Origin of the sequence: Paenibacillus sp. VTT E-133280, from assembly GCF_002264385.1 — a bacterium.
GTDB lineage: Bacteria > Bacillota > Bacilli > Paenibacillales > Paenibacillaceae > Paenibacillus_AQ > Paenibacillus_AQ nitricinens.
Genome location: NZ_NFUX01000081.1, coordinates 1 through 23,624, shown reverse-complemented (window position 1 = coordinate 23,624; position 23,624 = coordinate 1). Strand labels below are relative to the sequence as shown.

The window sequence follows — 23,624 nt, the reverse complement described above, 5'->3', positions numbered from 1 at the left end:
TTCAGCTACTGAAAGGAAGTGCAGTATGAGTTTACTTCTTGTGATTTTGTTCTTTATTGGTTTAATCATGATGATTAGCAATCAATATGCGATGATCAAGAAAATGGACGAAATGAATGAGTCACTAAGTGAAATTAATAATAAACTTGGTTAGCTAATGTTGAAAAGGAGTGATGACGTGGGGGTAATAAAAAATTTCTCTCTAGTGGTCGTGAATTTAATCGCGGATCTATGGTTTGGAATCGTACGAAAACCCGAATTTTATGATAATCACACGGTTACTACAACAAAGAGAGGGTATGTCCTATTTGTAACGTTAGCAGGTATTATCGCTGTGGGAACCGCCATTTGGCTATGCTCTAGAATTTATTAAGGAGAAGACTGCCAATAGGCGGTCTTTTTTTCATATTGGACGTCAGCATGCATGACTCGACAAACGGTTAAGTGAGGCTAGACGAACGAATCGAGTCGGCATTTTGTTACTACTTGCCGTGTCTTATGAAATTCAAAGTAAGGATAGTCAGGTTTAGAAAGGAACCTTGAGCTTGCTGAGTTAGTTTGCGTTTGTGCTCTCTAGAAAACTGTAAAGATTAATATATAAGTGTTTATTACCAATCATTTACTTTAAGAAGTGATACTATAGATGATAGAAGGTGAAGTAGCAGCGAGGAGGAATTGTACATGCAATTAATGGGATGGTCTGAGGATGAAATATCGTATGAGCTAAGTAATCATTATTCAATTCGTAAGGCTGAATCGGAAGAGTGGGGAGTGTATTGCTCCATTTATTACAATATTCAGTATATTGGATTTTTTAGAGAAGATGGGTTCAATTCTGCCCAAAAGAATGCTTTTTGGATCTATAAAGGGGAGGCGAAAATAGGTGGAGTAAGGATGTCACCTAATCGGATTTATCATTTGTTTGTTATTCCACCTTTTAACGATACATTTGTGGTGCTTAAACTGCTAAAAAAGCTTTTGATATATTGGTCTGACCGAACGGAGCCTATAAAAACCTTCGAGGTTCTACCGGATCAAGTTCATTTATTTGCGCGGGCAGGATTTTGGCCTGATGAGTTCAGATGTCGCTGGATGCAGCGTCCTACAGATCATTTCGAGGTGGAATGGAACGAAGAATTTAGAATTGAAAGTCCACAGATCGAAGATGATGGAAAAGGTACTAGACGGTTTATTCTTGAAGATCAGATCGCCGAATGTAGCTACGCTAGCTTTGCCGGAAGCCTCGAAGCGACTAGAAGAAAGCAATTCTCCTTTGAAGATTTTATTCCAAGTGAAGAACCGAATTATACGAATGAAGCATTACTTACCGCGTCAACGCTTGTGTATGATAGGAAATCAGGACAGTTAATTGCGAATTGTCTCTTGGGCTTACAAGGAGATTATGCAGCAGTTTATAGTATTGGTGTAATGCCCGGTTATAGAGGCAAAGGGATAGCGACACTGATGTTGAAAAGAGGACTAAGTCTCCTTAAAGATAAGTATCCATTCCTTAGATTATATGTCATGGAAGGTAATGATGCGGAGTCTGTCTATACAAATCTAGGATTTGTTCAAGGAGTACAAGAGATACAGAGCATGTATATTCCCGTGAACGATCAAGCATAAACGTTTTCGGTATCCATATAAGGGCGGTAAGCGTTTAAGCGAGTATAGCGGGGAATATATACTTTCTAAAATTTTAAAAAAGGGCTACCGGATGGCAGCCTTCTTCATCCTATCTAGGCATGTGAGGTTATGGGAAACATGAAATGTTTAGGTAGTTCTTTTAAAAGTGGACGAACAAATAACGTATCCTCACTCTGGGGGATTAATTCTGTTTCCATATGCTCTAGTGCATAATCTGGGGTGAAATAAAAATGGATAATTTCAGTTTCAGGAAAAATAATGCTATTCAATATCGCTTCGATATCCAGACTTGTTGTACTAATTATATCAAAAATATGAAGCTGATGACCCTCATGTTTAAAGATCACTACAACGTCAGCTTCTTCAATATAATAAAAGGAATCATGAAAAGGAAGGATGAAATAAAACAGCAGCTGATGTTCATTGTTTACAACGCTGAGTATAGTGGATACCGGTACTTTTCCTTCAGCGAATTTTTTTATCATGATGAGATCAACGGAGCTATTCATAGATAAGGGACGCACAGAGAAGGTTTTAGACGTTTGATTTCTAAGATTGGAAGCGTTAATCGAAAAACTGCTTTCTTGCATGCGTTCAAATCCGAATTTGGGATAAAAATCCAAAGCGCTGTCGTTTGCAAATAAGTAGATGAAGTCATATTCCTGTTCGTACTTCGCGATAATATGATCTATTAATTTCCTGGATAATCCTTGCATGCGATAATCAGGATGTGTCATTACAGTGCCAATTTGGATGGCATTATACTCTTTTTGATTTAATATAATCGTCATTTTGTTTATGGATGCATTTGCGATCACTTGGTCCCCATCGATATAGGAATAACAGATATACTTGTCATTCCAGCCTCCTTGTTCATACCATGGCGAAAAATCAATCCCGAAGATAGATTTAGCTAATATATTAAAGCTTTCTTTATATTTTTTGATATGCTTATAATCACTGACCAATTGGTAATCGCTCATAAGTAAGCCTCTTTTCCAAAGTGTTTTTCGTAGTCACGTTTAATGGTTATATCTTACTACACCGTTCTAAAGTAATGTTTATTATAAAAAAACAATCCCGAAATGATTTGGAGGCTAGAAAATGAGAGAGATAGATTATAGTAATTATTACTGGAAAGACGAGAAAATCAGATTACGGTCAATTCAAGAAGGGGATTGGGAAGGCTATTATACGAATCGTTTCGATACTCCAGCGCGGCGACTCTTACAGTGTGCTGTAGAACTACCACCCACCATTGCCGAAGCTAAAAATTTTGCGGAGACTTACGCTGAGTTCTCATCAGATAGACTAATGTTTACGATCGAAGATTTGCATGGTGAAAATGTTGGAGGCGTAAATCTGAATAGCATTGACGAGAAAAATGGTACGTTCAGCATTGGCGTGCAGGTGGATAAAGATCATCGAGGGAAAGGGTATGGAACGAGAGCTATAACCATTCTCTTAAAGTATGCTTTTTTTGAGCGACGACTAAATAAATTTAATGAATGTGCGCTTGAAGGCAACGAAGGTTCAATAGGGATGTTAAAGAAAGTCGGCTGCGTGCAAGAGGGTGTGCGGCGGAAAGTTATTTACACGAACGGACGATATTATGATTTGATATTGTTTGGATTGACGAAGGAAGAATTTATGGAGAAAAACGCGATGAATTAGAGAGCGTAGTTTCGGACTCAGTTGCAGCTATTCCTTAAGAATAGCTGTATTTTTGTTGCTTTTTATGTCAATAGCGTCAGTGGATTCCGTTAGCAATCTAAAAGGGGTGTAAAACAGCGTTTAGGATCAGCTGGGTCCGATGGCAGTTACGTACGAGCAAAACGGATCAAACCCAAGAAAATTTAGATAAATTAAGGTATACAACCATGTACAACCAAATAATTCTGTACTTTCATCATATGAAAAATTCACAATAGAAAATCACAAAAAACATCTCTATCTAGTTACTTTCATAAAATTCATCATCTATCCCTATTAAATTTCTATACAAATCGGAAAAAGTGGACCCACTACCACATTTCAGGTTGTGAAAGTTGGAAAATAGTGCTTATACTAGAGTTATAGAAGGTAAGATTAACCAAAAAAACACAACATGAGGAGGGCTTATATGGCGTTTATGATTGCTCAACGGGCTTTTATCAAGGTGTATCTTATAACAATGGTAGAACAACATCGCGGGTATGGATACCAAATGCTTGAGGATTTACGTCGAGATTTCAAGGCACATGGCTATTCCCCCCCACAGAGCGAAATTTATCGCGCGCTGCATGAGCTGGTACAGCAAGGGATTTTATATCGTACTAAACAGCTAAAAGGGAATGACCCGAAGGTGGATTTTCAAGAAATTGTCTTATATCATTTTACTTCTGATGGTGAAGAGAAAGCGAAGCTATATAAGAAGCAGGTGAAGACGGATCTTGACCGCTGTCTAGGTATTTTGAACAAGGCGGTTGCGGATAACTTCTAGAACTGGAACTATAGTTATATTTTCAGGATGCTCTCACCCTGTTATAATGGTTACTGCCGGATAATTGCAGTATATACTTGGAGGTAACAAATGATGGATGAACATATGAAACGTCGATTGGACAAACAACGTAAGCTATTCAGCCAACTTGGCATCACACTAGATGCTCTAACCATACATGAAAAAGAATTCAGTATGAAGCTTCGTGGTTACGATGCGGAGGAAGTGGATACATTTTTAGATAGCGTAATCAAGGATTACGAACGTTTTTATGCCACAATTGCTGATCTGATGGATAAATGGCAGGAGCAGCAAATAGAGATGCGCGAATTAAAATCAGAAACCAAAGCCACAGAGGTTATTCAGGTCCCAGTACTTCGAGGCATCGACCCAAAGGACTTAGAAGAGGTCATTCTAAAACTGGAAACCAATGTTCGTCAGCTTAAAGATAAGCTTCCCCAAATCGAAAGCTATTTATAAGTCAAGAATTTTGAGTTCAGGAGCTGCGCTTGACATTTATAAATTTACCATTGACGAGTTAGCAGTTCATGATTTATGATATGTTCATAAATGATCATTTATATTTTAGTGGCGTGTTACCGTTAAGGGCATGAGCCAAGGATTGTCTTCATCTCGATGAGACATTTCTTGGCTTTTTTTGTTCCTAATTGACGATAATATGGGAAAGGAGTGATGAGCTTGTCGCGGGAGATCGAGCAATTTCAAGTACAGCGTGTGATTGGGAACAACGTTGTAATGGTTCAGGGAAGCAAGAACGGCAAGGAATATGTCATCATCGGTAAAGGCATTGGTTTTGCTGTGAAAGGTTCAGGTGTAATTGAAGGAAACGATCCTCGTATTGAGAAATTGTTTCGTCTAGAAGACCGCGAATCCTGGAGTCAGTATCAAATATTGCTGGAAGACATAGATCCCAAAGTGATGAGTATAACTGATGAAATAATTGCTGATATCCAAAGTCAATTTCCTGACAAATTAAACGACAAGATTTATTTGGCACTCCCGAGCCACATTCAATTCACCATTTACCGTCTGCGCAACGGGATGGATATTATTAATCCTTTTTTACAAGAAACTAAGATGTCTTTTCCGAAGGAATTTGATATCGCTTACAAGGCATCAGAGAAGATCAACGCTGAATTTCAGGTGCAAATTCCCGAAGATGAGGTTGGATTTCTAACTTATCATGTGTACTCCGCAGTTAACAATGTATCGGTGGGTCAGTTAGTAAAAGCATCTAATATTGTAAGTGAACTTCTGGATATGATACAGCAAGAACGGAATATAACTTTTGAGCATGGCAGTATGAATCATATTCGATTAATGATCCATTTACGGTTTTCACTGGAACGTATTTTAAAAGGATCACTAATAGATAATCCTTTTGTGAAACATATTAAGAAGGAATACAAAGAAGAATACAAGTTATCTCAAAAGCTCGGTAAAGTGATGCAAAAATCTCTTGGTGTAGATATCCCGGAAGAAGAGCTGTGTTTCCTGGCAATGCACTTACACCGATTATTTCAGACTTTAGTGAAGCAAAACTAACATCTTTAGAGGAGTGGAGCATATGTTTTCCAAATGGAAATCAAAAAAAGAAGAGAAACATACTGGACATACAATCGAAATCATGGCACCTATCAGCGGAGAGGCAGTTTCATTAACTGAGGTTCCGGATGAAACCTTTGCTGGTGGTCATATGGGTAGCGGAGTTGCAATCAGACCTTCCGAAGGAATACTAAAAGCTCCTTTTGATGGCACGGTTGCTCATATCGTGAAATCGAGTCATGCAGTTATTCTGGAACATTCCTCCGGTGTGCAATTGCTGTTACATATCGGAATCGATACTGTCAGTCTTAAGGGCAACGGATTTGTCAGTCATATTGCCTCTGGAGATCAAGTGAAGGCAGGTCAAACCTTAATCGAATTTGATCTGGATGTTATTCGCGCAGCAGGCTGTGACACAATTTCGCCTGTAATCGTGACTAGTACGGAGGAAACACCACCTCAAGTGAACGGACATTATGGTCAGGTTACAGCAGGACAGGATCTGATTCTTACAGTGGCTTCAAAGTAATAGGCTGATAGAGCATTACTACTATTGAATCGAAAGGATGATATTGTTATGTTGGCTTTTCTACAAAAATTAGGTAAGTCGCTTATGCTTCCGGTAGCAACTTTGCCTGCGGCAGGTATTCTTCAAGGAATTGGATTGCTTGATTATGAAAAAGATTTGCATCTAGGATCAACTGTCGGGGGATTCTTGAATCAATATTTTGTTCCATTTCTAAACGCCGGTGCGGGTGCTATCTTCGGAAACCTTGCTTTGATCTTCGCGGTAGGGGTCGCCATTGGATTTGCCAAGGACGCCGTAGCAGCTTTGTCAGCAGTAATTGCATATATGGTTCTGACTAAGATACTAGCTGTCGTACCCCTTCAATTTTCCTTCATCAATGATGATGTAGTATTGAATATGGGTGTGCTTGGAGGTATATTTGCTGGTGGCTGGGCAGCATTCCTATATAAGAGATATCATAATATTAAAATGCCAGATTGGCTTGGTTTCTTTGCTGGTAAACGTTTTGTTCCAATCATTACAGCAGCTTCCACAATGGTCCTTGCAGTATTAGTAGGGATGGTCTGGAGCCCTATACAAGATGTAATTAGTGATTTCGGTAACTGGGTTGTATCTTTGGGAGCAGTAGGAGCGTTCTTCTTTGGTACAGCTAACCGCTTATTGATTCCGATTGGACTTCACCACGTGCTTAATTCTATTGCTTGGTTCCAAATTGGTGACTTTACAAATGCAGCGGGTGAATTGGTACATGGTGATTTGTATCGCTTCTTCGCTGGAGATAAGACAGCTGGGATGTTTATGACTGGCTTCTTCCCAATCATGATGTTTGCGCTTCCAGGGGCAGCGCTTGCATTTATTCATACAGCTAAACCCGAAAAACGTAAAATGGTTGCTTCCATCTTCGTCGGTTCTGCCATTGCTTCTTTCTTAACAGGGATCACAGAACCACTTGAGTTCTCCTTTATGTTCTTGGCACCAGTTTTGTACGTAGTGCATGCTTTACTAACTGGTTTCTCAATGGCCTTAATGTATATTCTAGATGTTAAGCTTGGTTTCAGCTTCTCTGCTGGTTTGATTGACTACCTGGTGAACATGAAACTATCCACCAATGCATGGATTCTTATCCCTGTAGGTCTGTGCTTCTTCGTTCTGTACTACGTGTTATTCCGCTTTATCATCACGAAGTTCAAGCTTAAGACACCTGGACGTGAGGATGATGATGATGATGCGCTTGTAGCACCAACTGGAGGTAACGCAACGGGTTCAGCTGCTTCTTCCAAGGCTGCTCAAATTCTTGAGCACATCGGAGGACCTTCAAACATCGAAAATATCGATGCTTGTATTACACGCCTACGACTGATCGTTAAAGACGAAAAAGCTGTTAAAGATTCTGCACTGAAACAACTTGGAGCTTCTGGTGTGATGAGACTTGGTCAAGGTGCTGTGCAAATCGTATTTGGTCCGAAATCGGAGCAATACAAAGAGGAAATCGAGAAGTTACTATAACTTAACGTACTCCGTTTAAATTTAATTAGTAAGGGCTAGTCCGCATACTAGCCCTTGCTTTTTTGTATTATCAGGGGGATAAAGTGTTGCAATATACACAATACCTAGTATAATACTTGGTATAACCTTACAAAGGAGTCGGTACATATGTCAGTCGACGATTATCTGGACCTTTTAAATTATGCCAAAGCAATTAACGATGGACAGTGGCAGGCTGACATCATAGAGAGTTTAAAGAATCTTAACACAGTAGCGGAAGAACCTCAGGTTCAAGAAGAAAGTGTGATAGAATTATGGTCACAGTTTGATTCCGTTAACATATTGATCATGAAGTTGTTTGAGAAGCTGCGTAAGAATGAAGAATCAGATGAAGTGTTACATTGGAAAGAACAGCTTCTAGAGCTTAAGCTGGAGCGGAGTATTTTATCCAAGAAGATTCTTAATCGGTATATTCGAATTCGATAATTGGGATCAAAATAGAGTTGTAAGAGAAATAATGAAGACAGTTACCTTATTAATTAGGGGCTGTCTTTTTGTATGTATTATGATGGGTTATGATAATTATGAAGAATTCTGATACAAAAATGTACTGACAGTCGTCTTACTTATAGCTGCAGCTGATAAGGAGGATTTACACGATGGAAATTCCGGAATCTGAAATTTTTAAAACAATATTTTATGAACATCACCCTATTGTCCGCCGTAAGCTTGCCGCTTTGGTATGTGATGAATCGGCGGCTGATGATTTAGCTCAAGAAGTTTTTCTGAGATTGTACCGAAATCCACCAGATGATCCAGCAGCACTGGGAGCCTGGCTTCATAGAGTCCTTACTCGTATTGGATATGATTATTTGGACAAAAAAGCAAGGGAACGGCGACTGCAGAATAAACAAGAGCAGCTTTATGATGCTAGTGAATCTCCCCCTTCAGGTGAAGATGTCATAATCAGTAAGCTAGATCAGGAAGATGTACACGCCTGGCTGAATGAATTGCCTGAAAGAGACAGACAAGCACTTCTACTTCGCTACTCGGGGTACAGTTATGTGGAAATCGCGGGAGAGCTTGGAGTAAGACCTCCAGTAGTAGGGACCCTGCTCCACCGAGCGACAGAGAAACTAAGACAAAATGCAACGAAGGCGATACCCCAGACGAAGTAGGCTTCTTTTGAGGAGAAGTTACGAAGTAATCTTTAAAATCAGGAGGTACAATAATGAATAACAATTCAGGAAAGCAAGATAAAGATAAGCAAAGTACAGACGAAGCCTGGCTCAAGCTACAGAGTAAGTTAGAAAATGAACCTTATAATCCTCAATGGGCAAAATGGAGTCAAATTAGTGAAGCTCAAACTGAGGATTCTGTTAACTTAAGTCAGCCAGCAAATGTCGAGAATCTTCAATCAGAGTCAACACCAACAGTAGTACAGGACATCCTTGTAACTACTCATGATAAGAATGTACAACGTCCGCGCCGACTGCGTATGAACCGTCGTCGGAAGCTAGGAGTTGTAGCTGCAAGTGTAGCTGTTTTTGCAGTCATACTTGCGACCCCAATAGGCAATACAGCAATGGCATCTATTCTGAATCAGTTCCGGATGGAACAGGTCACGGTTGTTCATGAGAGTGATCTGCGTAATATTTTCACACAGGTGGCTGAAGACGGTGAACTTAATCGATCCATTAATCAATTCGGTGAGTTTACAAACGCTAGCGGGGCTTACATTGGTGAGTTGCCTGCAGATCAACTGAAGTCCACCCTTGGATATCCAGCGAAAAAGACTGCTTTAGTGGAAGGACACAATACAGTTTCGGTGGGTGCTTCACAAGATATCACGCTTAATCTGAAAGTTGACGAAGTGAACAAAGCCCTGAAAAAAATTGGAGCAGATCATCTGCTGCCTGAATCGATTGACGGTAAACCTATTACACTTCATATTCCGGAAACTGTGAATTATAATCTCTCATCTGACGAAACACATTGGGCGAGTCTGTCGCAGATGAATGCGCCTGTACTAAACGTTGATCCTTCTATTAAAGTGGAAGAGGCTTTGGAAGCTGTAATGAATTTCCCACTGCTGCCAGATTACTTGAAGACTAGCTTAATGCAAAGCAGGGTCTTATCCGGAGAAATCCCAATGCCGTTAATTGCTGGTGAAAATACGGAGCAAATAACTGTGGGTGACATTTTAGTTATTGTTGACAATTATGAATACAGCCGCGGTCCTGTATATCAAGCTACATGGATTCAGGATGGACAGCTATTTAATTTGTCAGGTGAGCTCTATTCGAGTAAAGAGAAGCTTATGACCAAAGTTCAGGAGCTGATTGAATCGTGAGTACTGCAGCAATTGAAGCCAAGTCTCTAACTAAAGAATATGATAACGGGCGCGGTTGTCGAGATGTAAGTATTACTGTAGGGAAAGGGGAAGCCTTTGGCTTCCTCGGCCCTAACGGTGCAGGTAAAAGCACCTTTGTAAAAATGCTTGTAGGTCTTATTCATCCATCAAGTGGCAGTGGAACATTGTTCGGGCATAAGATTGGTTCGCTAGAAGCGAAATCGCTAATCGGTTATTTACCCGAATTGTATCGTTATCAGGAATGGCTGACGGGTGAGGAGGTTGTAAGGCTGCATGCAAGACTATGCGGAATGCAGCGGTCTGTAGCAGATAAGAGAATTCCACTACTTCTTGATGAGGTTGGAATTGGTAAGCGTGGACGTGACCGAGTGAAGCATTACTCTAAAGGAATGCAGCAAAGACTGGGATTAGCTTGTGCACTTGTTAATGAGCCGGCTATCGTGTTTTTGGATGAGCCATCATCGGCTCTAGATCCAATCGGACGTCAGGAAGTCCGGCGTATATTACAGACTCTAAAAGAAAAAGGGGTTACGATATTTCTAAACTCTCATTTGTTAGAGGATGTTGAAGTGCTTTGCGACCGAATGGCGCTACTGAATAACGGAGTTATTCTCCGGCATGGTAAAGTGTCCGAGGTGTTAAACAAGCGTATGAGCTGGCGATTTAAAGTAGGCGGCTATGCGCCTATTTTATTGTCGTGGCTAAAAGATCAGACAGGCTTGCAGATCCGGGTGTCTTCCCATACCGAAGAATCCATAGATAGTAGCAGGGTTTGGTTGGAAGCGGAGCTGGAAAGTGAAGAGCAGGTGGGTTGGCTGAATACACTGATTATAGAACAAGGGATGACCTTATATGAAGTTTCACATCAGCAAGAACGTCTAGAAGAGTGGTTTATGAATGCTGTATCAGGACTAAGCCACAGAGGTGAACACGAATGAGAATTATAATGGGTATGACCTGGAAAGAGCTGATGCGCAAAAGAGTAATGGTGCTGACATTACTTATGACCGTGGTTTTTCTTATTGGGTTCTGGTTTATTGCGGGTACGATCGGGCAAAGTTCTATGTCTCACGGTTCTAATTTTCCTAGCGGAGAAGAACTTCTTATTCGTTTTACAAATGGTTTATTTATTTTATCGTTTGGATTTTTCTTCGGAGCTTTTGTAATTGCTTTTTTAGCTATTTTTAGTTCATTTTCCGCCATATCCGGTGAGGCAGAGCAGGGAGTGATGCAAGCCTTGCTTCCAAGAGCCATTCCGCGCTGGAAATGGTATGCAGGCCGCTGGCTTGGTTATGTAACACTGGGAATAGGTTATGCGCTGATTTTATTTATTTCTATATTGCTAATTACGCAAGCCCATGCCGCAATTCCAAGAGATGGATTAGCGTTATTCAAATCATTTTTGCTTTTTTCTTCCATTGTACCGTTGCTAATAACTGTTTCTATGCTGGGTTCAGGATTCTTCTCAGCCCTTGGGAATGGAGTCTTTATGACGATGCTTTATGGAGCAGGATGGCTTGGAGGAATGATTGACAAGGTAAGTAGTTCTTTATTATCTGAGCCCGAAGCACTTAGCACTCTAAATAATATGACGGGGATAATGTCCTTACTTATGCCTGTAGACGGGTTACAGCGCAGAATGACTGCTGAACTGTTTAGTATTAACGAAATGAACGGGATGTTTAATGCTTCCAATAGTCTATTTGGATTAGATAACTTGACCTCAGTCCCATCTAATACATTTATCGTCTATGCGATTTTCTATACACTGTTGGCCTTCTTAATTGGATTGTATCGATTTCAACGGAAGGATCTATAGCAGTTTAACAATATATCGAAAAACTTAAAATGCCCTTTTTGTTGCCGGATTTTCGGAACAAAAAGGGCTCTTCAAGTTAGTATAAGTCGGATTAATTTTTAACACTAAGCTCAATCCAATCCGTAGACCAATTTCCAATTTCACCAAGTATAGGAGCCAACGCGGTACCTTTTGGAGTAAGGGAGTACTCAATGCGTACTGGCATTTCTGGATATACGGTTCGCTCAATAATACCCTCGATTTCCATTTCTTTTAATCGGTCGGATAGCACTTTACCACTTAAATTGGACAGACAGCTTTCAATTTCGCCAAAACGACGAGGGCCAGGCATAAGCACGAAAACGATCAGCGCGACCCAACGTTTACTTAGCAAGTCTACCGCTTTTTCAAAGCGAGGACACATGTTGAAATCATTCATAATATCACCTCGACATTCATTATATCATAAACTTACATAAAGTAATTATAAATATTTAAAGATATATTATAACTTGACGAAGTTATATTACAATGATAAACTTACTTACAAATAGTTACTTATATTTTAACTAATATTTAATCTTTATGTATAGCTGAAACTATACTAGATGAACATTGAGGAAGGTGTCACACATGACAAAACCAGATATTATTTCTATCCTACAAAATAAAATTACTCGAATTCCTTTAGAAAACAGTACAAATATATTGGTTGGACCGATTACTTTACCCGTGAATTTAGACGGAGAGACTGTTACTTTTAAATGGTACAACTGGCTGAACACTACGGATGCAGAGCTTCTTGGTGATAATAGTGAAGCAACAGCTGCTTTGATTTCAAAGTTACCTTCCATGAGCCTCGCAGATGGTCAGCAATCCAGTGTTTTAGTATATGGTGATTTCGAAGCTTCAGATGAAGCTTTGATACGGATGCATAGCATTTGTCATACCGGCGATATTTTTGGCAGCAAACGTTGTGATTGTGGCTTCCAACTGCATCAGTCCATGAAAATGATCGTCGAACATGGTTCAGGTGCGTTATTCTATCTTGCTAACCATGAAGGCAGAGGCATTGGATTGTTTAGCAAATCTTTAGCGTATCTTTTACAAGAAGAAGGATACGATACAGTTGAGGCTAATTTAGAGCTGGGTTTTTCTGATGATTCAAGAAATTATGAAGAAGCGATTAGCGTTCTACAGCATCTGCGTCATAAACCAGTCACGTTAATTACGAACAATCCGAAGAAACTGGAAGCTCTCAAGACTGCAGGTATGAATGCAGTGAAAAGAGTAGCGCTGTGGGGAGATGTATCTTCTTTTAACGAGAAATACTTACGCACCAAAGTGGCTCGTTCAGGACATTTAGAGGCAGTGAAAGAAGCGAATCCAATTGTAGGAAGACTGGCTAAGTAAAAATTGAGGTAGTGCTTTTGCACTCCTTCGATTATAATGGGTTACTGGAACCCAACTTTAAGCTTAGTGAGGTACAATATGACTGCTATTCAAGTACAAGACTTACGCAAAACATTCAAAGTACAAAAAAACCGCGAAGGTCTCAAAGGGGCCTTCGCTGATTTGTTTAAAAGGGAGTATACGGAAGTAACGGCTGTGAAGGATATTTCCTTTTCCATTCCCGAAGGTGAGATTTGTGGTTATATCGGTGAGAACGGTGCTGGGAAATCAACCACGATCAAAATGCTCACGGGTATTCTCGTACCCACTTCTGGAAATCTTACGGTGGGCGGTTATGTTCCTTATTTGGAGCGCGAGAAATTCGTGAAGAATATCGGTGTGGTGTTCGGGCAACGCAGCCAGCTGTGGTGGGACATTGGGGTCATTGAATCCTTCCAGCTGCTGCGCAAGGTATACCGGGTATCTGAACAAGACTTCAAGAAACGGCTGGATGAATTGGTCGAACGATTGCAATTGCAAGAACTACTGAATCGTCCTGTTCGCAAGCTCAGTCTCGGTCAGCGGATGCGTTGTGAATTAGTCGCAGCATTACTTCATAACCCTTCGATTGTATTTCTGGACGAGCCAACCATTGGTTTAGATATTATGGTGAAGTCAGAGATCCGTGAATTCCTTAAAGATATGAACCGTGAGCATGGAACAACCATACTGTTGACTACACATGATCTGCAAGATATTGAAGCCCTTTGCTCGCGGGTGATCATGCTTGACGATGGTCGGATTATTTATGACGGCGGCCTAGAAGATCTGAAACAGCGCTGGGGAACCGGACGTGAAGTTCAATTTCAATTCGGAAATGCAACGAAATTGCAATTGCTTGAGCTTTGGACTGATGGGATGCCAGTTACTTGGTCTTCAGACAACGATCTTGGAGCATCGGTTTGGATACCGCTGGATATAAATGTATCTGATGTTTTGGGACGGGTAGTAGGGAAAGCCGACATTACTGATATCAAAATCATTGAGACGAATACGGACGATATTGTTCGCAGTATTTATCAATCCGGGTCTGCGGATAAACCAGAGAAACAAGCTGCCGCTCTGAAGGATGAAAGAGAGGCTTTACATGTCTGATAAGCTTAATGCTGCAACAGCTATGTCTTCGTCCTCAGGAGGTTCTTCAGGTGGTCCTCCAGAGAATAGTCGTAGATTACTATTTGGGGCGTACTTAGATTTTATACGAATCCGGTTCCTTACCATGCTTGCTTATCGGATTAACTACTACTCAGGTATTCTGATCTATTCACTGAATATCGGAGTTAACTATTTCACGTGGATGGCCATCTATGGTAATGGGGATTCACTTGGTGGCTTTACCGCAACGCAAATGACGTCTTATGTCGCTGTTTCTTGGATGGCTCGTGCGTTTTATTTTAATAATCTAGATCGTGAGATCTCTACGGATATACGAGACGGAAGTATCGCTATCCAGTTTATAAGGCCTTATAACTATGTCTTAGTCAAAATGATGCAAGGACTCGGTGAGGGAATGTTCCGCTTTCTCTTGTTTATGATTCCGGGTATGGCTATAGCGATGTTGTTGTTCCCGGTTCAATTACCGACAGCACCATCTGCTTGGGCGGGGTTTCTTGTAATGCTCTTTTTCAGCTTTTTGATTAATTCACAGATCAATATTATTACTGGGCTCTCAGCTTTCTTTGTTGAGAATAATGAGGGCATGATGCGTATGAAGCGGGTAATTGTTGATCTGTTCTCTGGTCTGATCGTGCCGATCAGTCTGTTTCCTGACTGGCTATCTTCTATACTTAAGGTGCTGCCGTTTCAGGCGATTACTTACTTGCCGGGTTCTGTATTTACAGGACGGGTGCAAGGGGTTGGGATTTGGAATGTACTGGGGATACAGATCGTTTGGTTCCTGGCCTTACTGATTCCAATTGTCTGGTTATATCATGCGGCGCGGCAGCGTCTCTTCGTGCAGGGAGGTTGAGGAAACGTGTATTACCTTGGATTATTAATTGAATACATTAAAAACTATATGAAGTCCCGGCTCACCTATCGCGCCGATTTTTGGGTAGAGGTCATATCAGATTTGCTCTTTCAGGCTACAAACTTTATCTTTATACTAGTAATCTTCATGCATACGGATAGCCTTGGCGGCTGGAATCAGAACGAAGTAGTGTTCGTTTATGGGTTCTTTATGGTGCCTTTTGGGGTGTTTAGTTGTTTTGTGAATCTATGGGGATTCAGTGAGCGTTACATCGTCAAAGGTGAGATGGACCGTATTTTGACACGTCCGGCGCATAATCTGTTCCAGATCTTTTTGGAAAATGTTGATCCACCAGCACTAATGGGCTCATTCATAGGTATTATTATTATGGCCATTAGTGGTAGTAATCTGGGTCTTCCCTTTGAATGGTGGACGATACCGGCTCTGATCATTCTTACGTTAAGTGCCGTCGCCATTTATACGGGGATTTATACGACACTGACTTCTTTATCATTCTATTCTGATGCTCCAACAGGGATTCTTCCGTTAATGTACAACATTCAGACCTACGGTCGTTATCCGGTAACGATCTACAATCGCGCCATTCAGGTGCTGCTTACGTGGGTCATTCCGTTTGCATTCGTCGGAGTCTATCCGGCAGCGCTCTTCCTGCAGCGTGATGAGATGACAAACCTTGCGCTGATGACACCTGTTGTAGGTGCGATATTCCTTGGGATTGGTCTGTTAGCATGGAGTTATGGCGTTAGAAGATATAAGGGAGCGGGCTCTTGAGTTAAGCTTGAGCTTATAGATTGACCAATAGCATATGAAACCGTTCGGAAGAAACTTCTGGGCGGTTTTTTTGATAGAGTATTATAGAGTTGGTAACGTTGGGAAGGAGGCTATTTCCGTATAATGATAAGACAGATTGAAGAGTTTACTAGCGACATTATTTCATTGCTTTCAGAGTGTATTTACAAACCATCAGTCGATAAGATGAACAATGTTATTCGGTTATATGAATATAACAAATATTGGAAATTGTATGGCTATTATGTTAGTGAAAGAGTATCTGCTGTTATTGGAATTAAAATCAACCCAGCAGAGAATAGCGCTGTAATTCTTCATGTGGCAGTAAAACAAGGCGCAAGAGGTAAGGGGATTGGACGTAAGTTGATTAATGAATTGTTATCTAGTAAGTCTTTTACCACATTTCAAGCTGAGACAGATTGTGATGCCGTTGGATTTTATAAGTCATGTGGATTTGAAGCGGAGAGTATAGGAGAGCTGTATCCTGGTGTTGAGCGGTTTTTATGTATATTAAGGAGAGTGCGAAATGAAACTTTACATGGAAAAGCTGAATGCTGATGCTGCTAGGGATATTTTAAGCTGGAGATATGAACAACCGTATGATTTTTACAACAATGAACAAACGCCTGAAGCCATAAGTGAAATGCTTGCAGATTCATATTTTTCTGTATTTGATGATAATAAAGAGTTAGTAGGGTTCTTCTGTACAGGAAGCTCAGCACAGGTCCCAAATGAGTCATATACATATTCTCAGGGGTTTATAGATATTGGCTTAGGGATGAGACCAGAGTTTACAGGGCAGGGAAATGGGACTCTATTGTTCACAGCTGTTCTAAGCCAAATTGATTCAATGGTCGGGAAAAGCTCGAAACGTCTGACTGTGGCAAAATTTAATGATAGAGCGATACGATTGTATGAAAAAAAAGGATTTAACCGGGAAGCTGAATTCGCTAAGGGAAGTACTGAATTTATTGTTATGATAAAAGTTTAAGCTTGATATCGGACCATTCTATTCTAATAACCAATGTTGATTCCTGGAAGGTGAAGAATGATCAATAAATGAAGGGCTGCCGAATAGGCAGTCCTTTATTTATTGATCGGAAGTATTTCTTAAATGACGAGCGAAAATAGGAAATAAAAATAGAATACTTTCTCTTTATCAAAATTTTATTTACATATATCATTTTAATAAAGATACAAGTGAGAGGGATAAAACTTTACATAATTCAAGCGATCTTAATCACTCTCAAAACAATTTTGTGAGTGTGAGTTAGGTTCCAGAGTAGAGTACATGGAGTGGAAGTGTTAAAATAATGCTTTTCAAAAATGGGGGAGTTTGTTATATGTTTGGAATTTTGGCTATTTCCGGCCTGTCTTTTCTTCTAGTGGCGATATTTACGCCGTTGTTGATCTGGACACTGCACAGGCTGAGGCTAACGCAGCCAATTCGCTCCGAGTTACCAGCGGATCATCAGGCCAAACGTGGTACACCGCTTATGGCAGGGTTGGTCCTGCTTATCGGAATAGCGATCTCGTTACAGTTTCATCCCGGACCTCTAATGTTACTCTTATGCGTCACGTTTTTGTTGTTCAGCTCCGTCGGATTTCTGGATGATTTCAAAAAGGCTTTTTGGCAAAATCCGTCCGGCATCACCGGTCGCTCAAAGCTAGTGTTACAATTTATTTTTACTGGATCCATTTTGTATGTGTTGTTCCATTCATTCGGCCTGACGAGCGATATTGCGTTGTTTCAAGGGCACTATTTGCAATTGCCTTTGTACCTTTATGTCGGAATCATTTTGCTGTTTGTGGTGGGCTCCGCAAATGCCATCAATTTTACGGACGGTCTTGATGGGCTACTGATCAATGTAGCCATTCCAACGTATTTTTTCTTTTTTATGATTTCGGACAAACCTGAAGTGCAGACATTTTCACTTGTCATGATCGGCTGTTTGCTTGGGCTGTTCCTTTACAATATTTATCCGGCAAGAGCGTTTATGGGCGATACAGGATCACTGGCGATCGGTGGCTCCCTTTCTATTTTGGCTGTCATTGAGAAGGTCGAGCTTTTGCTTCCGATTTTGTTTTTCGTCTATTTTGCGGAGCAGGTGTCGGTTATTTTGCAAGTTTGGTACTACAAACGCACGAAGCTGCGGCTGTTCCGGATGGCTCCGATCCATTTCCATTTTAGTTTAAAATACGGATGGAGCGAAAACAAAATCGTGATGATATTCGGTTTCATTTCGTGGGTTTCCGTACTGATTTGCTGGTTAATTTGGAAATATCTCATGCACTAAATAACTCTTTTATATTTACAAATCTATAAAAGTAGATATAATGAAATGCATGGAACCTTTAGTGATATTTAAAGCTTTGTCTAACGAGACACGTAGTCAAATTATGATGTGGTTAAAAACTCCGGAGGAATACTTTGATGAGAAACCTTATTTACAACAAGGCCTAAGTTTTCGAACTGGTATATGTGTGGGAGATATTCAAGCTAAAGCGGGACTAGCACAGTCTGTTATCTCGAGCTATTTATTGACTATGCAAAAAGCTGGTTTGTTGGAATCTGAGCGAATTGGGAAGTGGACGTACTATCGTCGGAACGAGAAGACAATTCAGGAATTTTCCGAGTATATTAAACAGAAACTATAAATGAGAGGAGGGAAGCCTTTTTTTTGATAATATATATCTACAAATCTGTATATGTAAATATAAAATGGAGGATTATTTTAAAAATGAAAAAGATTAACCCGTTGCTCATCATTATTCTGGCTTTAGGTGTATTTGGTATTATCACTACGGAAATGGGGATTATAGGTGTTCTTCCGCAAATAACTCAAAAATTTAATATATCGACTTCACAGACTGGATGGCTTGTAAGTATATTTGCTTTAGTCGTTGCCATTTCTGGTCCATTTCTAACATTACTGGCTTCTGGTATTAATCGTAAAGTTATTCTATTAACGGCTGTACTTATTTTTGCAGTTTCAAATGTTGTGTACGCTTATACAACTATGTTTGAAGTAATGCTGATTTTTCGTATTATCCCTGCTATTTTTCATCCTGTCTTTTTTTCAGTTGCTCTTGTGACCGCTGCTCAACTTGTCCCTCCAGAAAAGAGCACCAAAGCAGTTACAAAGGTTTTCGCTGGAATCACAGTCGGGTTTGCTTTTGGTGTGCCTTTGACTTCTTATCTCGCGGACAAAATATCATTAGAAGTTGCTTTCCTGTTTGGTGCTGTTGTAAGTGTAATTGCCTTTTTAGGGATACTCGCTTGGCTTCCTTCCATGCCCGTTAAAGAAAAAATGTCTTATGGCAAGCAGCTTGGTATACTACGCAAACCCCTATTATGGTTAAATATTGTAACGGTTATTTTTATCTTTGCAGCTATGTTTTCTGTATATAGCTACTTCGCTGAGTATCTTGGTCAAGTAACACATATGAATGGATCATGGATTAGTATCATGTTGATGGTCTTTGGTATAGTCATGATTTTTGGGAACTTTTTATTTGGGGGCCTTTTACATAAAAGCATTCCAAAGACCGTCATCATGTTTCCTCTGCTATATGCGGTAACTTACCTCTTCGTTTATTATCTAGGATCTTATTTCATTCCGATGATTATAATCATAATCATTTGGGGGGGAGTGCATTCCGGCGGACTCATTGTCAGTCAAGCCTGGTTAACGACCGAGGCAAAAGAAGCTCCTGAATTTGGTAATAGCTTGTTTATCTCTTTTTCTAATCTTGGAATTACTATAGGGACTGCCATCGGCGGTTGGTTTATTTCTCATTCGGGAATACATCAACTCATCTGGGTTGGGATTGTGTTCTCACTGCTTGCGTTCTTAACGATCATTATTAAAATAAAAATTTCGAAATTAAACGTAGCAGAAGCTAAGATGGGTGATTAACGGACATTATGAATTTATTAAAACAGCGACAGCCATGTATCTTATTTTCTGGTACATAGCTGTCGTTGTTTTCTATATTAAGTAATACAAACTTGTGTTTTTCACTATTTTGATTTATTTTAATTAGACCCCATGAAGCTATTACATATGTATAAGAAAGAGGTTTATCCATGAGTAAAATGTATCTATTAAAAATTTGTTTAGCCATCACCCTCATACTAGGGATAGCTACCGGTTGCACCATCGCCGAACAGTCTACTTCAGATCCAGTTCCATCTATAACAACTAGTCCTAAGCCTAAATCTGATGCTACCGCAAAGAATGCACAAGAGGACACCAGACGCTTATTAGATGCTAAGGTAACACGGGTAGTTGATGGTGACACCATGAAGCTGACGATTGACGGTAAAAAAGAAACGGTGCGCTTACTACTAGTCGATACTCCAGAATCCGTAAATCCGAATATCCCTGAGCCTCAGCCATTTTCGATAGAAGCCTCTGATTATGCCAAAAAGATGCTTACAAATAAAGATGTGCAAATTGAACTAGATGTATCAGAACGAGATAAATATGGTCGTCTACTCTGTTATCTCTATATCGATGGCAAAATGTTTAATGAGCTTCTGCTAGAGCAGGGTTATGCACGTGTGGCATATGTATTTGCACCTAATACGAAATACGTAGATCAATTTAGAGCTATTCAGGATCAAGCAAGAGAGCAGGGAATCGGCATCTGGAGTATTGAAAATTACGCACAAGATAAAGGGTTTCATGTTCCTAAAATGAAATAAACCTTTAGTAATATCAGCATTTATAGAGCTACCATAAGGTGGCTTTTTTTATATTAGGGAGAAAATGAACCGAATGGATGTATTTTACAAAGTGATGTGATACTCTAGTAGTTGGTATTAGTATCAGGTTACAATTCGAGGAGGAATACTCATATGAAATACTTCGTTATTACAGGAACTTCAAGAGGAATTGGAGAGTCAATAGCAGAACAACTAGTCTCTTCTGATCACTATCTGTTTTGTATCTCACGTGAAAGAAATGAGAGTTTAGTAAGTAAAAGTAGCAATATAACCTACTATGAATTTGATTTGAATCACATTCATCTGATTGAGTCTCTGATGGGGAGTATTTTCAATTCTATTGACGTGTCAAAAGCGGAGGGAATCTACCTTATTAATAACGCTTCAATGATTACTCCTGTCTCATTTATTGATTCAGCTAGGGTTGATGAAATAACGGGAAATATAAATGTGAATTTATTAGCTCCCATTATACTAACCTCAATGTTTATAAAGCATACGAATGGTCATTTAATCGACAAAAGGATCTTAAATATATCATCCTCTTCTGCTAAGAATCATCATCCTGGCATGAGTCTGTATTCAGCATCAAAAGCTGGGCTAGATGTTTTTTCACAATGTGTGGGACTAGAACAGAAACACTCCAAAACACCAGTTGGAATTGTATCAATCTGGCCAGGAATGATTGATACCAATCTGCAAAAAGAGGCTAGAAGCCAGGATAAATCAAAATTTCCATCAGCAGAGATATTTGAGGTGGTTAAGGATACTGGGATGCTCACAACAGCACAGGAAACAGCACAACAAATCATTGAGTTTTTGTTTAAGCCTAATTTTGAACACGGTGCAGTTGTGGATATTTATGATTATTCAAAACTTCAACAGCATTTAAGTATATCAACAGAATAAATAACTACTTTCCGGAGGGTATTTTGCGAGATATAGATTACAGCAATTATTATTGGCATGATAATCGGATTTGTACTTACTAAAGATGAATTTCTGGAAAAGAACAAAGAAATATAAGCCATTAAGGAGAGAGGGGGCTGTTTAATGAGTAATTACATTATGGAGCTAAGAAAACTAGTTGGTACTAGACCGCTTATTATGGCAGGAGCTTGTGTTTTATTATGTAGTAATCAACAATTATTATTACAACGTAGAACGGATAACGGTTGCTGGGGATTACCAGGTGGCTCAATGGAGTTAGGGGAGACATTAGAAGAGGTTGCTAAAAGGGAGCTTTTTGAGGAAACAGGTGTACATGCTAATGGGCTTGAATTGTTTGACATGTTCTCTGGACAAGAGCTTTATTACAAATATCCAAACGGTGATGAAGTATATAATGTTGTAGCCGCTTACCTATGTACAGGATTTGATGGGGCGCTTAAAGAAGATGGATTTGAAGTGCAAGAAGTCCGTTTTTTTAATTATGGAGAATTGCCTAGCGAGTTATCACCTCCTGATGTTCCAGTCATTATGAGATTTATCGATCACATCGCCAAGTAAATAACTGAACATCTTACGCCAAGTGTCACCTTTCCCAGCAAATCATAATACGATGAAATATGAACCATGACATTAGCCCGGAAAGGTGTGCGATTATGAACGGAACAATCCTCAATTTCTTTGCTGGCGGGAATACGGCTCACGGCTTTTACAGCCTCTATGAGTCGTCATTGCAAAGTTTAACGCGTCTGTATGTTTTAAAAGGAGGCCCAGGTACGGGGCAGACCAAACTGATTAGAGAAATCGGAGAGCAGTTGAATCAACAAGGTTTTGAGATTTGGTTCATCCACACTGCATCAGATAACGATTCATTTGACGGTGTGATTATTCCCAAATTAAATATAGGAATTGTGGATGGAACAGCTCCGCGAGTAATAAACCCTGAATTGCCTGAAGAGTCCATCGTATTCGTAGATTTGGAGCAGGCCGCTGATCAGTTCCAGTTGTGTCAGCAGAAGCTGGAAATCGATAATTTAGTTGGAGCCATTAAACAAGAACATGAATTGGCTTATGCCGGCTTTGCTGAAGCTCTTCGCATACATGACGAATGGGAAGCGATTTACATCGCGAAAATGGATTTTCAAGCAGCCGACGAGCTGACACAGGAGTATATTCAACTTCTGTTCGGTGATCAGAGATCTGAAACAGCTAGCCGAGTAGATCATCGTTTTTTAGGTGCGGCGACGCCTAAGGGGGCAGTGGATTTTGTTCCTAATCTAACCTCAGGACTAAAAAGATATCTGGTTAAAGGACGTGCGGGCTCCGGAAAATCTACACTGCTCAAAAAAATAGCGGCTGAAGGCATCAAGCGTGGTTTCGATGTTGAAATTTACCACTGTGGCTTCGATCCAAACAGCCTTGATATGATTATTGTGCGTGAGCTTGGATTTGCTATTTTTGATAGCACGGCTCCGCATGAGTACTACCCGGATCGGGCCACCGACGAGATCGTCGATATGTATTCCCGCTGTATACAGCCCGGTACAGATGAAGAATATTCCGAAGCTATAGCCGGCATTAAAGAGCGATATTCGACCACCATGAAACAATCCACACAGCATCTTACAGACGCAAAAGTATTCCTAGTCGCGTTAAAGCAAATCTATACTTCAACCGTGGATTTTGATCAAGTAGACAAGATTAAATCGCAGATTTTAGAGGAAATCAACGAGATTGTTGAAAGTCCACTGGAGGTTTAAACCTACATTTAAGATCGCTCTCTAGAGGGCGGTCTTTTTTTGTTGTTTAGGAAATTATACAATACAAAAAAA

At 40.1% G+C, this 23,624-nt stretch carries 29 protein-coding genes; 27 read left to right on the top strand and 2 right to left on the bottom strand.

The genetic code is table 11. The features are described 5' to 3' along the window. The first annotated feature begins 25 nt into the window (after window positions 1-25). The 3 genes from CA600_RS31945 to CA600_RS26360 all read left to right on the top strand — a co-directional run bounded on the left by CA600_RS31945 (window position 26) and on the right by CA600_RS26360 (window position 1,626). Window positions 26-154, top strand: a complete 129-nt coding sequence (locus CA600_RS31945; protein ID WP_256716254.1) for a hypothetical protein — start codon at window positions 26-28, stop codon at window positions 152-154. A gap of 24 nt (window positions 155-178) precedes the next feature. Next, a complete protein-coding gene (locus CA600_RS26365; RefSeq protein WP_094874120.1) occupies window positions 179-373 on the top strand; it encodes a hypothetical protein in 195 nt (64 codons plus the stop codon). Window positions 374-681: 308 nt separating this feature from the next. Next, window positions 682-1,626, top strand: a complete 945-nt coding sequence (locus CA600_RS26360) for a GNAT family N-acetyltransferase (protein WP_094874119.1) — start codon at window positions 682-684, stop codon at window positions 1,624-1,626. Between the two features lie 113 nt (window positions 1,627-1,739). Here the strand turns inward: CA600_RS26360 and CA600_RS26355 are convergent, their stop codons facing one another. Continuing rightward, window positions 1,740-2,630, bottom strand: coding sequence for a GNAT family N-acetyltransferase (locus tag CA600_RS26355; protein ID WP_094874118.1), 891 nt, complete (start codon window positions 2,628-2,630; stop codon window positions 1,740-1,742). A gap of 121 nt (window positions 2,631-2,751) precedes the next feature. Here CA600_RS26355 and CA600_RS26350 point away from each other — a divergent pair, with 121 nt between their 5' ends. The 11 genes from CA600_RS26350 (at window position 2,752) to CA600_RS26300 (ending at window position 11,902) form a co-directional block, all read left to right on the top strand. Continuing rightward, complete coding sequence (locus tag CA600_RS26350) at window positions 2,752-3,321, top strand: GNAT family N-acetyltransferase (RefSeq protein WP_094874117.1); 570 nt, start codon at window positions 2,752-2,754, stop codon at window positions 3,319-3,321. A 448-nt stretch (window positions 3,322-3,769) separates the two neighbouring features. Then, the gene (locus CA600_RS26345; RefSeq protein ID WP_042127258.1) at window positions 3,770-4,129 is read left to right on the top strand and encodes a helix-turn-helix transcriptional regulator; all 360 of its coding nucleotides are present in this window, start codon (window positions 3,770-3,772) and stop codon (window positions 4,127-4,129) included. Window positions 4,130-4,222: 93 nt separating this feature from the next. Then, window positions 4,223-4,609, top strand: coding sequence for a DivIVA domain-containing protein (locus CA600_RS26340; protein WP_094874127.1), 387 nt, complete (start codon window positions 4,223-4,225; stop codon window positions 4,607-4,609). A gap of 219 nt (window positions 4,610-4,828) precedes the next feature. After that, window positions 4,829-5,695 carry a PRD domain-containing protein gene (locus CA600_RS26335; protein WP_373455906.1) on the top strand — a complete coding sequence of 289 codons (867 nt, stop codon included), beginning with the start codon at window positions 4,829-4,831 and terminating at the stop codon, window positions 5,693-5,695. 22 nt (window positions 5,696-5,717) lie between these two features. After that, on the top strand, window positions 5,718-6,224 hold the full coding sequence (locus CA600_RS26330) for a PTS sugar transporter subunit IIA (protein ID WP_042187759.1): 507 nt from the start codon (window positions 5,718-5,720) through the stop codon (window positions 6,222-6,224). A gap of 48 nt (window positions 6,225-6,272) precedes the next feature. Then, the gene (nagE, locus tag CA600_RS26325) at window positions 6,273-7,730 is read left to right on the top strand and encodes an N-acetylglucosamine-specific PTS transporter subunit IIBC (RefSeq protein ID WP_094874115.1); all 1,458 of its coding nucleotides are present in this window, start codon (window positions 6,273-6,275) and stop codon (window positions 7,728-7,730) included. Window positions 7,731-7,877: 147 nt separating this feature from the next. Next, window positions 7,878-8,195, top strand: a complete 318-nt coding sequence (locus CA600_RS26320; RefSeq protein WP_094874114.1) for a hypothetical protein — start codon at window positions 7,878-7,880, stop codon at window positions 8,193-8,195. Between the two features lie 173 nt (window positions 8,196-8,368). Beyond that, a complete protein-coding gene (locus CA600_RS26315; RefSeq protein WP_094874113.1) occupies window positions 8,369-8,887 on the top strand; it encodes a sigma-70 family RNA polymerase sigma factor in 519 nt (172 codons plus the stop codon). Window positions 8,888-8,940: 53 nt separating this feature from the next. Beyond that, complete coding sequence (locus CA600_RS26310; protein WP_094874112.1) at window positions 8,941-10,062, top strand: hypothetical protein; 1,122 nt, start codon at window positions 8,941-8,943, stop codon at window positions 10,060-10,062. Next, window positions 10,059-11,021, top strand: a complete 963-nt coding sequence (locus tag CA600_RS26305) for an ABC transporter ATP-binding protein (protein ID WP_094874111.1) — start codon at window positions 10,059-10,061, stop codon at window positions 11,019-11,021. Before CA600_RS26310 ends, CA600_RS26305 begins: the two co-directional genes overlap by 4 nt. Then, window positions 11,018-11,902 carry an ABC transporter permease subunit gene (locus CA600_RS26300; protein ID WP_094874110.1) on the top strand — a complete coding sequence of 295 codons (885 nt, stop codon included), beginning with the start codon at window positions 11,018-11,020 and terminating at the stop codon, window positions 11,900-11,902. The genes CA600_RS26305 and CA600_RS26300 overlap by 4 nt, the downstream gene beginning before the upstream one ends. Before the next feature lie 91 nt (window positions 11,903-11,993). On the opposite strand, the gene CA600_RS26295 is transcribed toward CA600_RS26300, so the two are convergent. Then, window positions 11,994-12,320: a winged helix-turn-helix transcriptional regulator gene (locus CA600_RS26295; protein WP_094874109.1), complete on the bottom strand. Its 327-nt coding sequence runs from the start codon at window positions 12,318-12,320 to the stop codon at window positions 11,994-11,996. Window positions 12,321-12,514: 194 nt separating this feature from the next. Between CA600_RS26295 and CA600_RS26290 the strand changes: the two genes are divergently transcribed. The 13 genes from CA600_RS26290 to CA600_RS26230 all read left to right on the top strand — a co-directional run bounded on the left by CA600_RS26290 (window position 12,515) and on the right by CA600_RS26230 (window position 23,552). After that, window positions 12,515-13,294 (top strand): GTP cyclohydrolase II, encoded by a 780-nt coding sequence (locus CA600_RS26290; RefSeq protein ID WP_094874108.1) that lies wholly within the window; start codon window positions 12,515-12,517, stop codon window positions 13,292-13,294. Between the two features lie 78 nt (window positions 13,295-13,372). Beyond that, window positions 13,373-14,428, top strand: a complete 1,056-nt coding sequence (locus CA600_RS26285) for an ABC transporter ATP-binding protein (RefSeq protein WP_094874107.1) — start codon at window positions 13,373-13,375, stop codon at window positions 14,426-14,428. A 124-nt stretch (window positions 14,429-14,552) separates the two neighbouring features. After that, window positions 14,553-15,302 carry an ABC transporter permease gene (locus CA600_RS26280; RefSeq protein WP_042193809.1) on the top strand — a complete coding sequence of 250 codons (750 nt, stop codon included), beginning with the start codon at window positions 14,553-14,555 and terminating at the stop codon, window positions 15,300-15,302. Between the two features lie 48 nt (window positions 15,303-15,350). Continuing rightward, on the top strand, window positions 15,351-16,094 hold the full coding sequence (locus tag CA600_RS26275) for an ABC transporter permease (protein WP_179281745.1): 744 nt from the start codon (window positions 15,351-15,353) through the stop codon (window positions 16,092-16,094). Window positions 16,095-16,217: 123 nt separating this feature from the next. Then, window positions 16,218-16,670: a GNAT family N-acetyltransferase gene (locus tag CA600_RS26270; protein ID WP_094874104.1), complete on the top strand. Its 453-nt coding sequence runs from the start codon at window positions 16,218-16,220 to the stop codon at window positions 16,668-16,670. Continuing rightward, window positions 16,639-17,103 carry a GNAT family N-acetyltransferase gene (locus CA600_RS26265; protein WP_094874103.1) on the top strand — a complete coding sequence of 155 codons (465 nt, stop codon included), beginning with the start codon at window positions 16,639-16,641 and terminating at the stop codon, window positions 17,101-17,103. The genes CA600_RS26270 and CA600_RS26265 overlap by 32 nt, the downstream gene beginning before the upstream one ends. Before the next feature lie 352 nt (window positions 17,104-17,455). After that, window positions 17,456-18,409, top strand: coding sequence for a phospho-N-acetylmuramoyl-pentapeptide-transferase (gene mraY, locus CA600_RS26260; protein ID WP_179281744.1), 954 nt, complete (start codon window positions 17,456-17,458; stop codon window positions 18,407-18,409). Between the two features lie 49 nt (window positions 18,410-18,458). Next, on the top strand, window positions 18,459-18,770 hold the full coding sequence (locus tag CA600_RS31940; protein WP_094874126.1) for an ArsR/SmtB family transcription factor: 312 nt from the start codon (window positions 18,459-18,461) through the stop codon (window positions 18,768-18,770). A gap of 83 nt (window positions 18,771-18,853) precedes the next feature. Then, complete coding sequence (locus tag CA600_RS26250) at window positions 18,854-20,032, top strand: MFS transporter (RefSeq protein ID WP_094874101.1); 1,179 nt, start codon at window positions 18,854-18,856, stop codon at window positions 20,030-20,032. A gap of 170 nt (window positions 20,033-20,202) precedes the next feature. Then, window positions 20,203-20,823 carry a thermonuclease family protein gene (locus CA600_RS26245; protein WP_256990021.1) on the top strand — a complete coding sequence of 207 codons (621 nt, stop codon included), beginning with the start codon at window positions 20,203-20,205 and terminating at the stop codon, window positions 20,821-20,823. Between the two features lie 153 nt (window positions 20,824-20,976). Next, window positions 20,977-21,753 carry a (S)-benzoin forming benzil reductase gene (locus tag CA600_RS26240; RefSeq protein WP_094874100.1) on the top strand — a complete coding sequence of 259 codons (777 nt, stop codon included), beginning with the start codon at window positions 20,977-20,979 and terminating at the stop codon, window positions 21,751-21,753. Between the two features lie 144 nt (window positions 21,754-21,897). Next, the gene (locus CA600_RS26235) at window positions 21,898-22,353 is read left to right on the top strand and encodes an NUDIX hydrolase (RefSeq protein WP_094874099.1); all 456 of its coding nucleotides are present in this window, start codon (window positions 21,898-21,900) and stop codon (window positions 22,351-22,353) included. 95 nt (window positions 22,354-22,448) lie between these two features. Further along, window positions 22,449-23,552 carry a PRK06851 family protein gene (locus CA600_RS26230; protein ID WP_094874098.1) on the top strand — a complete coding sequence of 368 codons (1,104 nt, stop codon included), beginning with the start codon at window positions 22,449-22,451 and terminating at the stop codon, window positions 23,550-23,552. The last annotated feature ends 72 nt before the right edge of the window (window positions 23,553-23,624 follow it).

What these genes read in the sequence shown, in the direction of transcription:
- CA600_RS26330 (WP_042187759.1), top strand. Translation starts at nt 5,718, where the DNA reads ATGTTTTCCAAATGGAAATCAAAAAAAGAAGAGAAACATACTGGACAT.
- mraY (WP_179281744.1), top strand. Translation starts at nt 17,456, where the DNA reads ATGTTTGGAATTTTGGCTATTTCCGGCCTGTCTTTTCTTCTAGTGGCG.
- CA600_RS26275 (WP_179281745.1), top strand. Translation starts at nt 15,351, where the DNA reads ATGAAGTCCCGGCTCACCTATCGCGCCGATTTTTGGGTAGAGGTCATA.
- CA600_RS26250 (WP_094874101.1), top strand. Translation starts at nt 18,854, where the DNA reads ATGAAAAAGATTAACCCGTTGCTCATCATTATTCTGGCTTTAGGTGTA.
- CA600_RS26270 (WP_094874104.1), top strand. Translation starts at nt 16,218, where the DNA reads ATGATAAGACAGATTGAAGAGTTTACTAGCGACATTATTTCATTGCTT.
- nagE (WP_094874115.1), top strand. Translation starts at nt 6,273, where the DNA reads ATGTTGGCTTTTCTACAAAAATTAGGTAAGTCGCTTATGCTTCCGGTA.
- CA600_RS26340 (WP_094874127.1), top strand. Translation starts at nt 4,223, where the DNA reads ATGGATGAACATATGAAACGTCGATTGGACAAACAACGTAAGCTATTC.
- CA600_RS26280 (WP_042193809.1), top strand. Translation starts at nt 14,553, where the DNA reads ATGCTTGCTTATCGGATTAACTACTACTCAGGTATTCTGATCTATTCA.
- CA600_RS26315 (WP_094874113.1), top strand. Translation starts at nt 8,369, where the DNA reads ATGGAAATTCCGGAATCTGAAATTTTTAAAACAATATTTTATGAACAT.
- CA600_RS26360 (WP_094874119.1), top strand. Translation starts at nt 682, where the DNA reads ATGCAATTAATGGGATGGTCTGAGGATGAAATATCGTATGAGCTAAGT.
- CA600_RS26265 (WP_094874103.1), top strand. Translation starts at nt 16,639, where the DNA reads ATGAAACTTTACATGGAAAAGCTGAATGCTGATGCTGCTAGGGATATT.
- CA600_RS26290 (WP_094874108.1), top strand. Translation starts at nt 12,515, where the DNA reads ATGACAAAACCAGATATTATTTCTATCCTACAAAATAAAATTACTCGA.
- CA600_RS26285 (WP_094874107.1), top strand. Translation starts at nt 13,373, where the DNA reads ATGACTGCTATTCAAGTACAAGACTTACGCAAAACATTCAAAGTACAA.
- CA600_RS26230 (WP_094874098.1), top strand. Translation starts at nt 22,449, where the DNA reads ATGAACGGAACAATCCTCAATTTCTTTGCTGGCGGGAATACGGCTCAC.
- CA600_RS26300 (WP_094874110.1), top strand. Translation starts at nt 11,018, where the DNA reads ATGAGAATTATAATGGGTATGACCTGGAAAGAGCTGATGCGCAAAAGA.
- CA600_RS26355 (WP_094874118.1), bottom strand. Translation starts at nt 2,630, where the DNA reads ATGAGCGATTACCAATTGGTCAGTGATTATAAGCATATCAAAAAATAT.
- CA600_RS26345 (WP_042127258.1), top strand. Translation starts at nt 3,770, where the DNA reads ATGGCGTTTATGATTGCTCAACGGGCTTTTATCAAGGTGTATCTTATA.
- CA600_RS26320 (WP_094874114.1), top strand. Translation starts at nt 7,878, where the DNA reads ATGTCAGTCGACGATTATCTGGACCTTTTAAATTATGCCAAAGCAATT.
- CA600_RS26245 (WP_256990021.1), top strand. Translation starts at nt 20,203, where the DNA reads ATGAGTAAAATGTATCTATTAAAAATTTGTTTAGCCATCACCCTCATA.
- CA600_RS26295 (WP_094874109.1), bottom strand. Translation starts at nt 12,320, where the DNA reads ATGAATGATTTCAACATGTGTCCTCGCTTTGAAAAAGCGGTAGACTTG.
- CA600_RS31940 (WP_094874126.1), top strand. Translation starts at nt 18,459, where the DNA reads ATGGAACCTTTAGTGATATTTAAAGCTTTGTCTAACGAGACACGTAGT.
- CA600_RS26350 (WP_094874117.1), top strand. Translation starts at nt 2,752, where the DNA reads ATGAGAGAGATAGATTATAGTAATTATTACTGGAAAGACGAGAAAATC.
- CA600_RS26235 (WP_094874099.1), top strand. Translation starts at nt 21,898, where the DNA reads ATGAGTAATTACATTATGGAGCTAAGAAAACTAGTTGGTACTAGACCG.
- CA600_RS26240 (WP_094874100.1), top strand. Translation starts at nt 20,977, where the DNA reads ATGAAATACTTCGTTATTACAGGAACTTCAAGAGGAATTGGAGAGTCA.
- CA600_RS31945 (WP_256716254.1), top strand. Translation starts at nt 26, where the DNA reads ATGAGTTTACTTCTTGTGATTTTGTTCTTTATTGGTTTAATCATGATG.
- CA600_RS26310 (WP_094874112.1), top strand. Translation starts at nt 8,941, where the DNA reads ATGAATAACAATTCAGGAAAGCAAGATAAAGATAAGCAAAGTACAGAC.